Origin of the sequence: Larkinella soli, assembly GCF_003703975.1 — a bacterium.
In the GTDB taxonomy this organism is placed as follows: Bacteria; Bacteroidota; Bacteroidia; order Cytophagales; family Spirosomataceae; genus Larkinella; species Larkinella soli.
In genome coordinates this window covers 48,916-60,857 of sequence record NZ_QTJY01000028.1, presented here as the reverse complement: position 1 = coordinate 60,857, position 11,942 = coordinate 48,916, and the positions used below count along the sequence as shown (strand labels likewise).

The following is an 11,942-nucleotide window of genomic DNA, read 5'->3' as shown; positions in this document are numbered from 1 at the left end:
TCATTCCCAACATGGACGGGTTTCCCAACGGCCGTCGGCTGGAGGATGACGTGACGACCATCGAGCTGCAGGCGGTGGGCGGGGTGGTGCTGGCGGCCATCGGGTTGTGGTACGACGACTTCCAGCCCGGCGGCAGTCCCGTCACCCCCAATCTGGTGAAGGTTCTCGGTTTCAACGCCGGAGTGACGAAGAACGATACCACCTTCAAGGCGGCTTTCCCCTTCGAACAGGACCCCTGGCGCGGTTTCCTCGGCAACCAGTATGTGGGTCCCCAATCGACGACGACCGTGCCGCTTTCCGCCACAGTAACGGATTACAACTGCTCGACCGGTGACATCACCTTTGGCCGGATCGGGGGTGATCCGGCCCGGGCGGTCGAGTTCAGCGCGGCCGGCGTGGTCAACGGCGTGTATGGCCCGAGCGTCAACCGCCAGATCGAGTTCGGCGTTCGCAACGACCCCAACACCAAATTCATTGTGGTGAATGTGCGGTATGTGGGCGATCCGTCCTCGAGGGCCAGCTACACGTTCAATTTCCGGGAATTCTGCGCGAAGGCAAGAATTTCGGCCGAAGGGGGAGAACCCCTGTCGGTTCGGGTGCTGGGTAACCCCACGCCGGGCAACGAGGTGACTGTCGAGGTCCGGGGAGCGTCGGGCAAATCGCTCCAGATTCAGGTGAGCGACAGCCAGGGGCAGCGGTTCGGGCAGCAAACCGTCGGGCTGGCCGGGGCCGTGGAACGCCGGACGGTCCGGCTGGGACAACGGCCGGGGGTGTACTTCCTCCAGGTGTCTACGCCGAACGAACGCCAGACGATCAAGGTAGTCCGGCATTGAGCGGCATCCCCGGGGGCCGTGCAGGCTGGCGCAAATGGCGGCCCGGCCCCCGGTTTTTCCTTCTTAAACCATCCTTCCATGACAACGACTTTACCTTTCACCCGAACGTTTTCGGCCTGGGGGCCGGCCCTGCTGACACTGGTTCTGCTACTGACCGGCTGTTCCGAAAGCCGCCGGACTCAAACGGCTACGGGCGGATCCGCTACCGGTTCCACCGATGAAATACCGGCCCTGTTTGAGCGACGGGGCCAACTGGCGCAGGCCGAAGAATGGCCCCGGACCCGCGGGAAAGTGGACGAACTGATGCAGAAAATCCGAAAGGAGCCGGCCAACACCAAAAACCGGCTGCAACTGGCCGCCATCTTCCTGTCCGAAGCCCGCATCACCGGCGAACACCCGTATTATTACCCAGCCGTGCTGCGCATTCTGGACGGCGTCCTGGCGATAGATCCGAAAAATTTTGAAGCCACCACCTACAAAGCCTCGGTGATGATGTCGCAGCACCGTTTCGCCGAAGCCCGCGCGCTGGCCGAAAAAGCCCGGCAGATGAATCCGAACAACGCCTACGTGTACGGCGTTCTGGTCGATGCCAACGTCGAGCTGGGCCATTATGAGGAAGCGGTGGCGATGTCCGATAAAATGCAGCAGTTGAAACCTTCGCTGGAGTCCTACTCGCGGGCTTCCTACCTCCGCGAAATTTACGGCAACTATCCCGGGGCCATCGAAGCTATGAAACTGGCCGTTCAGGCCGGTTTGCCCGGATCGGAACCGTTTTGCTGGAGCAGAACCACCCTCGGCTACCTGTATGAAACCACCGGAAAGCTGCAGGAGGCCGAAAATCAGTATGCCGACGTGCTGGCCCTGCGTCCGAGTTATGCTTTTGCGCTGAGGGGCCTGGGTCGGGTTCAAAAAGCCCGGAAGCGGTATGACGAAGCTCTTTTTCTGCTCGACAGTGCGGCCCGGATCATGCCGGAGTTTTCTTTTCATGAAGAAATGGCTGAAATTTACGGCCTGAAGGGAAACCCGGAGCAATCCGTGAAGAAATACGGGGAGGTTGTTCAGATGCTTCAGGAGGACGCCCGGTCGGGGCACCGGGTCGACCTTGAGTTATGCAAGGTTTATACGGCCGCCGGGCGACTGGATTCGGCCCTGTTCTACGGTTTGCGGGAATACCGGGTCCGGCCCCGCAACATCGACGTGAACCGGGCCCTGGCCTGGGTTTATTATCACCGGCACCTGCCCGAAAAAGCGCAGCAGCATATGCAGGTGGCCCTGCGGACGGGCAGCAAGGACCCCGAACTGCTGCGGCAGGCCGGTGCCGTCGAAGTGGCGCTGGGCCATGTGAAAGAAGGAAACCGGCTGCTGGCCCAGGCCCGGAAGGTGAACCCGATCGCCGTTTTGTGATGGATCTGAACCGTACCCCGACCGTATCCGCATCATGAAAAAACTACTATTGTTCGTTTTGCTGTTGATCCTGGCTTTCCCGGCGCTGGCTCATTTAGGCAGTATTGTGGGTTCCGTCCACGACCCGGTTACCCGGCGGCCGCTGGGCGGGGTGACCGTCCATCTGACCGGGCTGGGGAAGGGGACCGTCACCAATGAACTGGGGCAATACCGGTTCGACGGGCTCGTGCCCGCGCCCTATAAGATCGAACTGTCGCACCTCGGTTTCAGGACGATGGTCATCGAGGTGACGGTGTACGACGACCAGATCACTCGGGTCAGCACACCTCTCGACGCGGCCGCCATCGAACTGAAGGAAATTGCGGTGTCTTCCCTGCGGGCGCACGACCAGCAGCTGATTTCCAGCCTGGACATCCGGGTTCGCCCCATCACCAATTCGCAGGAAATCCTGCGGCTGGTGCCGGGCCTGTTCATCGGGCAGCATGCCGGGGGCGGCAAGGCCGAGCAGATTTTCCTGCGCGGTTTCGACCTCGACCACGGGACCGACATCCGGCTCAGCGTCGACGGAATACCGGTCAATATGGTATCCCACGCCCACGGACAGGGATATGCCGACCTTCATTTCGTCATCCCGGAACTGATCGAGGGCGTCGACTTCAGGAAAGGTCCTTACCGGGCCGATCAGGGTAATTTCGCCACGGCCGGCTGGGTGGACTTCCGGACGCGGACGGTTCTCGACAAGAGTTTCGTGAAGCTGGAAGCCGGCCCGTACCGGACTGCCCGTGCCGTGGGGGCCTTCGATCTGCTGGGCCGCCGGGGCCTCGAACGGGGGCAATCGCTCTATCTGGCGCCCGAATACTCCTACTCGGATTCTTACTTCGACCACCCGCAGCATTTCAAACGGTTCAACCTGGTGGGGAAATACCACAGACACCTGAGCCCGAACACCCGGCTGACGCTCACCGGCTCGACCTTCCATAGCCGGTGGAATCATTCGGGCCAGATTCCGGACCGGGCGGTGGCGTCGGGTCAGGTCGGTTTTTACGGTTCCGTCGACCCGACCGAAGGCGGGGAAACCGGCCGGACCAACCTGAACGGGCAGCTGGTGACGACGGTCGGCCCGAATCTCACCCTTCGTCAGCAAGTCTACTACAGCCGGTATGATTTCGAATTGTATTCCAACTTCACCTTTTTCCGGGAAGATTCGGTCAACGGGGACCAGATCCGGCAAAAGGAAAGCCGTCATCTGTTTGGCTATAACGGAAGTATAGCCCGCAATAGCCGCATCGGGCGGGCGCTCCTGACCACCACGGCAGGGCTTCAGTATCGCCGGGACCTCACCCGGCCGACCGAACTTTCCCACACCCTGAACCGCAGCGAAACCCTCGGCCGCCGGAAACTCGGGCGCATCGACGAAGGGAATGCCTCGCTCTATCTCGACGAATCGATTGCCTTTTCGGCCCGGTTTACCCTCAATACCGGAGTACGGGCCGACTACCTGCGGAACCGCTATACCGACCTCCTTCAAAGCCCGGCGCCGACGCTTCGGGCCTCGGATGTGATCCTTTCGCCGAAACTGAATCTGTACTACACCGTCAACCCGCGGCTGCAACTTTATCTGAATACCGGTCGCGGCTTCCATTCGAACGATACGCGGGTAGTGGTCGAACAGCAGGGGAGGGAGGTCTTGCCGGCGGCCTACGGGTCCGATCTGGGCCTGATTTTCAAGCCTTTTCCGAACCTGCTAATTCAGGCGGCCGGTTGGTATCTATGGATGGAGCAGGAGTTTGTTTATGTGGGCGACGAAGGGGTGATCGAACCGAGCGGCAAATCCCGGCGGTATGGCCTCGACGCTTCTCTGCGCTGGCAGCTCTCCCCCCGGCTTTTCTTCGATCTGGACCTCAACACGGCCCGGCCCCGGGCCCTTGGGGCAGAGGCCGGGCAGAACTATTTGCCGCTGGCACCGACGTTTACCTCCACGGGCGGCCTGACACTTCAGAACCGGAAAGGGCTGAGCGGCTCGCTCCGGTATCGGTATATGGCGGCCCGGCCGGCCAATGAAGACAATTCCATCGTGGCGAAGGGCTATTTCATCACCGATCTGCAGGCCAACTATACGCTTACCCGGCTCCAGTTCGGTCTGTCGGTGCAGAACCTGTTCAACACCCGCTGGAAAGAAACGCAGTTTGCCACCGAAAGCCGTCTGCGCGGAGAACCCGCTCCGGTCAACGAAATCCATTTCACCCCGGGAACGCCCTTCTTCCCCCGGGCCTCAATTACCTACTTTTTCTGATTGGTCCTGTCGGACCGGCGCACCGGCTGGGGGGGGGCACCGGCTCATCAGCATCGCCAGCGCCCGGTTCAGACGCTCGTTCTCGCTCAACAGCCGGTCGCGGGCCGTGCTTACCTCCGTCAATTGCCGCTCCAGTTCGGGCACGATCTGGTGGTTGAGCCACGATAGCTCCTGCTGCTGAAGCTGGTTTTCCAGCGATAAATCCTGTTTGGCGAGCGTACGGCAGAAGACCCGCCAGTAGGCACCCAGGGCGGCATGAAGCAGGGGATGGTGCTGGGGCGGCTGGAGGGGCCGGCCGGTGCGGTTTTCGTGCAGACGGGCGTAGTAGGTTCGGCGTTCAAGCAGGTAGCGACGCAGGACGGTGCGGAGGAAGCCCTGCACGACGCCCTGGCCGTCGGGTTGGGCGGAGAGCAGGGGCTCGGCCTCAATTAGTTGTAAAAACAAGCGTCGGGGTATGCCGCAGGGCCGAAAGTAGGCTTTGGGATAATCCGGGCGGGATTGGTGGGTAGAGTTGTTTGAACTTCGCATAACCAAAGGAGGTGATGATGAAAAGATAGGCCGGTCACTGCGAAGTTCAATTATTCCCACATGGGCGTTCTTGGACTAAGGACTTGCACCTTTTGCCGGCCGTCCTTTGGTTTAAGCCAAGAATCCCACTGTAAATTAAAATAATTAAACTTCGCGGTTCAAAGGTAGGGGGCAGAGTGGAACGTAGCAAGAGAGGGGCGAAGAGAGTGCCAATCCGCACACCCCCGGCCGGTGCGCCGGTCCGGCCAGGGGTGTCGGGCAAAGAAAAAACACCCGGCCTTCCCTGTAGTAACAGGGATGACCGGGCGTGTTCAATCAGAACCTTCGACACGAACCCGAACTCAGCGGTTCCCCTGGCGCTTCGTTGAATAGGTCGGGCCAAAGGCTTCTCCTGCACATATACGAGGATCGCTTCCTTTCGGTTGCGTGGCTTTGAAAAAAATCTTTCAGGGCAGCTGGTAGGCCACCACAAAATCGCCCAGCTTCGTCCCGAGTTTGCCGTGGCCGCCGGCCGCGATCAGCACATATTGTTTACCGTTTACCTCGTAGGTCATCGGGGTGGCCTGGCCTCCGGCAGGCAGCGCGGCCTCCCAGAGCAGGCTGCCGTCCTGGGTTCGGAACGCCCGCAGATGCCCGTCGATGGTGCCGGCCACGAACACCAGCCCGCCGGCCGTCACGATGGCCCCGCCGAGATTCAGCGATCCCCACTGGCGGGCGTCGGGATACTGGGCCACATCGTACATGAATCCGAGCGGCACTTCCCATTCCAGCGTCCCTTTCTTCAGGTTCACTGCGGCCAGCGTTCCCCAGGGCGGGGTGGTCTGCGGCACGATGCCCTGTTCATTCTGCCCGAACAGGTAGGAGCGCTTCATGATGTAGGGTGTCCCGGCCTGATAGCCGGTTTCGGCCCGCAGCAGCTCCTGATTGCTTTTCATCGCTCCCGACATTTTCTCCCGGGGCATCAGGGTGATGACGGCCGCCAGCCGGTTGACGTTGGTAATCAGCAGCCCCGACTCGGGATCATAACACATGCCGCTCCAGTTCATGCCGCCGACGTTGCCGGGCGAAACGATGGTGCCCTGAAAGGAGGGAGGGGTGAAAATGCCTTTATAATGAAGCCTGTCCATCCGTTTCTGCGCCACGGCTTTCAGTTCGGCCGTCGGCCCCCAGGCTTCGACCTGGTGGAGGCCCAGCCGGGGCAGGGTGGTCGGGAAGGGCTGGGTCGGAAAGGCTTCCTCCCCCGGCACCGTCGAAGCGGGAACGGGCCGCTCCTCCACCGGGAACAGGGGTTCGCCGGTTTCCCGGTGGAGGATGAAAATATGCCCCATCTTCGTGCCGACGGCCACCGCCGGGGTTTCCTTCCCGTTACGGTTCAGGGTGAACAGGAGCGGCTGTGCGGCATTGTCGTAGTCCCAGAGGTCGTGGTGGACGGTCTGGAAGTGCCAGACCACTTTGCCGGTCGACGCCCGAATGGCGACGATCGAACTGGCGAACTGATTCTTCCCCAGCCGCTCTCCGCCGTAATAATCGGGGCTGGGGGAGGTGGTCGGGATGAACACCAGGTCGCGTTCCGGGTCGGCGGAGATGATCGACCAGGCGTTGGCGGCCCCCGTCTGGAGGGCGCTGGCCCCCCGCCAGGTGTCGGCGCCGGGGTCGTCTTTGGTCCGCGGAATCGGGTCCCAGCTCCAGCGGAGCGCACCCGTCAGGGCATCATACGCCCGCACGACGCCCCGTTCGTAATTGAAACGCTGGTTGTCGCCCATCGACGAGCCGACCACGATCAGGTCGCCGATCACGGCCGGCGGAGAGGTCACGCTGATGTTGCCGACGCCCGTCCGCAGGTCGACGCTGCCTTCCCGGCCGAAACCGGGAATGGGTTGGCCGGTTTTGGCATCGAGGGCGATGAGCCGGCCGTCGAGGGTGGGCACGAAGACCCGTTTGGGCAGACGGCGGCCGTCGGCGGGCCAGATCGACACCCCCCGCGAGGTTACTTCGGATAGATCTTGCCGGAGATAGACTTCCGGGTCGAACTCCCACTTTTTCCGGCCGGTGGCTGCGTCGAGGGCAAAAACCCGGGTGGTGGGCGTCGTGAAGTAAAGCGTTCCGTCGACGAGGAGCGGTGTAGCCTCGAAGGCGGCTTTTTCCTTCGTGTTGGTGCCTTCGTAGGTTTCGAGTTCTCCGGTCCGGAAGGTCCAGGCCGGTTTCAGATTCTTCACGTTGGCCGCGTTGATCTGCCGCAGGGGCGAGTACCGCATCCCGCCCGCATCCCGTCCGTAAGCCGGCCACTCGCCGGGGTTGGGTGAGGTCCTTGCGGAAGGGGCCTGACTGAAGGAGGGAACGGAAAGCGTCAGGAGGGCCGTCAGGGTGAGCCAGAAGAGAATGAATTTCATAGGGATGGTTGTTTGATCGTTGAACGGGAATCGGTTTTCAGCCCGAACAGCAACCGGGTCAGTGTAAAAGGTCGAATGAACAGCAGATAAAGCGCGATACTCGTAAACAGGGACGCAAAGCTGATGATCAGGAAGCCGTCCAGTACGCCCGGGTTCGTTTTCAGGACAAAATATCCGATGCAGACGATGACGGTCTGGTGCAGAATGTAGAACGGATAGACGGCTTCGTTCAGGTGGGGCAGCAGCCGGTGGTTCCGGTTTAAATACCGAAAGCTGTAGGCGACGGAGGTCAGAATCGAGAACCACATCAGACAGTTGGTATTGGTGCTGTAGAAGGTGACCCAGACCTTATTTTCGCGCAGCGCCGGAAACCGGTCGCCCATGGCAAGGGTGGTGTAGAAAATAATCGTGCAGGCCAGGGTCCCGAAGGCGAAGCCGCGTCGCTGGTCGGTCAGCGTCTGCCAGAATTCCGGCCGGCTGACCAGCGCATACCCCAGCCAGAACAGGATCAGGTTTTCCATGAAATAGGCCCAGTCGTTGAGCAGGGCGTGGGTTTCGTTCGGGAAAAAGCCGCCCAGGATGAGATCGTTCCCGACGATGAAACCGGCCAGCCACATTGCCCCGCCCGGGCGCCGGATGAGCCGCCCCAGCCGGTCGATCAGCCGACGGCCCGCCGGTTTTTTCAGATACCGGAAGACCGGAATGCTGATCAGAGAGTAGAGGAACAGGTAAGTTACGAACCAGAGGTGGTGCCAGCTGAACGCCCCACCCCGGCCCCCGTCTTCGTACGGCTGGAACTGAAAGACGTTCGGGTAAAATTCGGCATAGCTGCCGCTGAACCGGCCCCGGAACAGCCACTCGAAATAAATCTGGGGCGGCACGATCACCAGCATCCCGAACACCAGCGGAATGAACAGCCGCCGGACCCGCTCTCCGGCGTAGGTGCCGAAGGCGCGTTTCTTCAGGGCGAAGAACGTTCCGGCCCCGGAGATGAAAAACAGCAGGGGCATCCGCCAGTAATGAAGCCAGTGCATCACTTCCTGAAGGGCCGGGCTGGTGTTCGGGCTTTCGATGTGCCAGCCCCAGCTGACGAAGATCATGCCGGTATGGTAGAACAGAAGGATGACGATGGCGATCACCCGCAGCCAGTCCAGGTCATACCGACGGGTGGAGGGGGCCCCGGTGGAGGGCGGGTTCAGAGAAGATTCAGATACGATTGGTTGCATGGCGTCGAATGATTTTCCGGGAGCAAAGATGGCCTTAAGCGGCCCGGAAACGCCATTTTCCGATCGTCAAGAACTTCATGCCGAACGGGACGAAGTCGCAGCAGCCCGAAACTGGGCCGGCGTCTGGCCCGTCAGGCGCTTGAATGCCGTATGAAAGGCGGAGGTGGAATTATACCCGACCCGCTCGGCAATCTCATCGATCTTCAGGTTGACGGAGTCCGGATGCTGAAGCAGCCGCTGGGCTTCGCGAACGCGGTAGGTGGCCAGCAGGTCGAAAAAACTCTGACCCAGCCGGTCGTTGATCAGCTGGGAAAGGTGGTGGGGTGAGGTGTTCAGCCGCTGCGCCAGCCGGGGCAGGGAGAGGTCGCTTTCCAGAAACGGCTTTTCGGTATCGAGCAGGCTGGTCAGCTTGCCGAGCAGATTCTCCTCCAGTTCGTCGGACAGGGCCGACTTCTCGTATTTTTTTCGGACGGGGGCGGTATCGGATTCGGTTTCGGAGGGCAGGTCGAGCCGGACCTCGTCCCGAAAAAAGGCCGAACCGCTCATGACGGAGAGACTGGTCGCGTAGATGATCAGCGTTACGTAACAGGCCAGCAGGTAATCGCCCAGGTCGTGATAATACTGAGGTTTGACGACCATGATCAGGAACGGAAAGGCCAGAAAAATCAGCGACAGATTCCGCAGTTTGGCCAGCACCAGGGGCCGGCCGCTCCAGAACGGTTCCCCCAGCCGCCGGAAGGACCTCAGAATGAGCAGGATGCCCGCCACGGCGTAGACCAGGCAGCTCAATAGGGTCATTTCACTGACCAGATCCCGCAGGCCCGTAAAATCTTCCTCCAGGTTCATATGCACCGGGTCGATGAACGGCAGTTCCGGATGGTGGGAATAGATGTAGGAGTTGTATTTGAACTCGATGGGCTGATACAGCCAGGTCACCATGTTGACCAGCCAGATTGCGAACGGAATCAGGTGAAGTCCCCACCGGCGGGGCAGTTTCCGGTGAATCCGGCTGTAGGTGAACAGGTAGAAAAAGGGAGCCGGCAGAAAATTGAACGGCTCGGAAAAGTCGACGATCTCCAGCATTCTGAACATATAATTGGTATAGTTCAGAAAGATTTCCGCCGTGATGGCCGAGAGCGCCAGCATCATCCAGCCCATGCAACGGTTGGCGATATTTCGTCTCCGCTCGCCCGTCAGAAAGAAAACGCCGAGAAAGATTCCCTGGGCGATTCCCAGCAGAATGATCAGCGCAAATAAGTCAAGATGGACCGGCAGTATCTTCATAGGTTCGGATTGCTGCCGTAAGTTACTGAAAAGCCGGAAGGTCGGAAAGACCTTCCGGCTCCTGGTCAGCGGATATTCATTTCGAAAGGCAGACGGGCCTGAACGCCCTGGAGGTTGTCCAGCATCTTCAGGTATTTGACATAGGGCGCCAGCTCGCCGAGCCGGGCTTCCATCCGTTCTTCCTCACTGCCCGTAAAGTTCTTGATCAGCTCTTCGAGGGCGTTTTTCTTCTCCGGGGTGTAGCGAACGCGATAGTCGCCCTCCTTCAGCTTAGCCTCCTTAGCCGCCAGCGCCACGGCCGTCTCCAGCCCGCCGAGTTCATCGACCAGCCCGTTGGCCTTGGCCTGCGTTCCGGACCAGACGCGGCCCGAGGCCAGCGCCTTCAGGCTGTCGACCGGCATCCGGCGGCCCTGGGCAGCTTTTTTGGTGAAGATTTCGTAGAACCGGTCGGCGTTCTGCTGCAGGCGGTTTTTCTCAAACGCCGACATTTCGCGGGTCAGGCTGGGGAAGTCGGAATAGGTGTTGGTCGTGACGCGGTCGTAGGTCATGCCGAGCTTTTCCTTAAAAAAGCCTTCGATGTTGAACAGCAGCCCGAAAACCCCGATCGAGCCGGTGATGGTGTTCGGGTCGGCCACGATCCGGCGGGCGCCCATCGCCATGTAATACCCGCCCGAAGCGGCATAGTCGGACATGGAAGCGACTACCGGCTTGGCTTTGTTGGCGAGGGAAATTTCCCGCCAGAGCACGTCGGAGGCCAGGGCGCTGCCGCCCGGCGAGTTCACCCGGATGACGATGGCCTTCACTTTTTCGTCCAGCCGGGCCTTCCGGATCTGCTCGGCTACGCGGTCGGAAGCAATACCGTCGTCGCCCTTGCCGGACGTAATGTCGCCGGAGGCTACGATGACGGCGATGCGGTTTTTCAGGTTGCCTTCCTCGACGTAGTTTTTGGCGTTCTCATATTTGCCGAGGGAAATGAAGTCGATTTTCTTTTTGGCGTCGATCTTCAGGGCCTTTTTCATATCGGTCTCCACCTCGTCATAATAGGCCGCTTTCGTCACCAGTTTTGCCCGCACGGCGTCGCCCGCCGTCTGGATGGTGAGGTCGTCGGCCATTTTGCGCAGCTCCGGAACCCCGATCCGGCGGCTTTTGGAGATGCTTTGCAGGAAATGATCGTTGATCGAATTCAGGAACGATGCGGTTTGCAGCCGGTTGGCCTCGCTCATGTTTTCCCGGAAGAAAGGTTCGACGGCGCTTTTGAATTCGCCCACCCGGAAGATCATCGGTTGGATGTTCAGCTTGTCGAGGGTTCCCTTGAAGAAGATGTATTCCGCTTCCAGCCCGTTCCACTCCAGCGCCCCGGTGGGGTTGAGGCAGATGTTGTCCGCTACGGAGGCCAGATAATATCCCTTTTCGGTCATCACCTCCCCGTAGGCGGTAATGAACTTGTTCGATTTCTTAAAGTCGATGAGGGAGTTCCGGACCTCCTCCAGCGTCGCCCAGCCGGCCTGCGGGTATTCGGACTCGATGTAGATGCCTTTGATGTTCGGGTCCAGTTTGGCGTTGGCCAGGGCGCGTTTCAGGTCGATAAGACCGATGACGTCGCCTTCGGAGTTAAGCGGGCCGAAGCCGCCGAACGGGTTGTCGACGCCGATTTCACGGATCGGGCTGTTCAGGTTCAGTTTCAATACGGAATTCTCCTTTACCGAAACCTCATCCCCGGAGGCCGCCGAAAGAGCCGATCCGACCGCCAGCAGCATGAGGAATGCCACGAACGAGAAAACCATAAGTCCGACAACGGTTGCCAGGACGTATTTAAGGAATTGACGCATATTTTAAGTTAGCTACTTGTGTTTTGGAAACCGGTGAAGAAGCCTATCGGGTCTTCGCGGGAAGGCGTTCTTCATCGGCTAATTAACAAAAATAAAAAGGAGACCGGGAGCGGTCTCCTGAATTTGTGTTGAATGTGTCAATGGGAGGATAAAAG

The 11,942-nt window shown here is 60.1% G+C and carries 8 protein-coding genes; 3 read left to right on the top strand and 5 right to left on the bottom strand.

The annotated features are described in order from the left end of the window. The 3 genes from DX909_RS29810 to DX909_RS27865 all read left to right on the top strand — a co-directional run. The coding region (locus tag DX909_RS29810; protein WP_128548539.1) for a T9SS type A sorting domain-containing protein at positions 1 to 833 on the top strand (833 nt) is incomplete at its 5' end. Between the two features lie 78 nt (positions 834 to 911). Next, positions 912 to 2,237 (top strand): tetratricopeptide repeat protein, encoded by a 1,326-nt coding sequence (locus DX909_RS27870; RefSeq protein WP_128548538.1) that lies wholly within the window; start codon positions 912 to 914, stop codon positions 2,235 to 2,237. Positions 2,238 to 2,271: 34 nt separating this feature from the next. Next, positions 2,272 to 4,530, top strand: a complete 2,259-nt coding sequence (locus DX909_RS27865; protein ID WP_128548537.1) for a TonB-dependent receptor — start codon at positions 2,272 to 2,274, stop codon at positions 4,528 to 4,530. Here DX909_RS27865 and DX909_RS27860 read toward each other — a convergent pair. The 5 genes from DX909_RS27860 to sppA all read right to left on the bottom strand — a co-directional run bounded on the left by DX909_RS27860 (position 4,510) and on the right by sppA (position 11,787). After that, positions 4,510 to 5,058 carry a hypothetical protein gene (locus DX909_RS27860; protein ID WP_128548536.1) on the bottom strand — a complete coding sequence of 183 codons (549 nt, stop codon included), beginning with the start codon at positions 5,056 to 5,058 and terminating at the stop codon, positions 4,510 to 4,512. The two genes, DX909_RS27865 and DX909_RS27860, sit on opposite strands and share 21 nt — an antisense overlap. A gap of 446 nt (positions 5,059 to 5,504) precedes the next feature. Then, entirely contained in the window at positions 5,505 to 7,448 is a 1,944-nt protein-coding gene (locus DX909_RS27855; protein ID WP_128548535.1) for a pyrroloquinoline quinone-dependent dehydrogenase, read from the bottom strand. Next, on the bottom strand, positions 7,445 to 8,674 hold the full coding sequence (locus tag DX909_RS27850) for an acyltransferase family protein (protein ID WP_128548534.1): 1,230 nt from the start codon (positions 8,672 to 8,674) through the stop codon (positions 7,445 to 7,447). The genes DX909_RS27855 and DX909_RS27850 overlap by 4 nt, the downstream gene beginning before the upstream one ends. Before the next feature lie 75 nt (positions 8,675 to 8,749). After that, positions 8,750 to 9,958 (bottom strand): helix-turn-helix domain-containing protein, encoded by a 1,209-nt coding sequence (locus tag DX909_RS27845; protein WP_128548533.1) that lies wholly within the window; start codon positions 9,956 to 9,958, stop codon positions 8,750 to 8,752. Positions 9,959 to 10,023: 65 nt separating this feature from the next. Further along, the gene (gene sppA, locus DX909_RS27840; protein WP_128548532.1) at positions 10,024 to 11,787 is read right to left on the bottom strand and encodes a signal peptide peptidase SppA; all 1,764 of its coding nucleotides are present in this window, start codon (positions 11,785 to 11,787) and stop codon (positions 10,024 to 10,026) included. Positions 11,788 to 11,942: the final 155 nt, after the last annotated feature.

What these genes read in the sequence shown, in the direction of transcription:
- DX909_RS27870 (WP_128548538.1), top strand. Translation starts at nt 912, where the DNA reads ATGACAACGACTTTACCTTTCACCCGAACGTTTTCGGCCTGGGGGCCG.
- DX909_RS27865 (WP_128548537.1), top strand. Translation starts at nt 2,272, where the DNA reads ATGAAAAAACTACTATTGTTCGTTTTGCTGTTGATCCTGGCTTTCCCG.
- DX909_RS27860 (WP_128548536.1), bottom strand. Translation starts at nt 5,058, where the DNA reads ATGCGAAGTTCAAACAACTCTACCCACCAATCCCGCCCGGATTATCCC.
- DX909_RS27855 (WP_128548535.1), bottom strand. Translation starts at nt 7,448, where the DNA reads ATGAAATTCATTCTCTTCTGGCTCACCCTGACGGCCCTCCTGACGCTT.
- DX909_RS27850 (WP_128548534.1), bottom strand. Translation starts at nt 8,674, where the DNA reads ATGCAACCAATCGTATCTGAATCTTCTCTGAACCCGCCCTCCACCGGG.
- DX909_RS27845 (WP_128548533.1), bottom strand. Translation starts at nt 9,958, where the DNA reads ATGAAGATACTGCCGGTCCATCTTGACTTATTTGCGCTGATCATTCTG.
- sppA (WP_128548532.1), bottom strand. Translation starts at nt 11,787, where the DNA reads ATGCGTCAATTCCTTAAATACGTCCTGGCAACCGTTGTCGGACTTATG.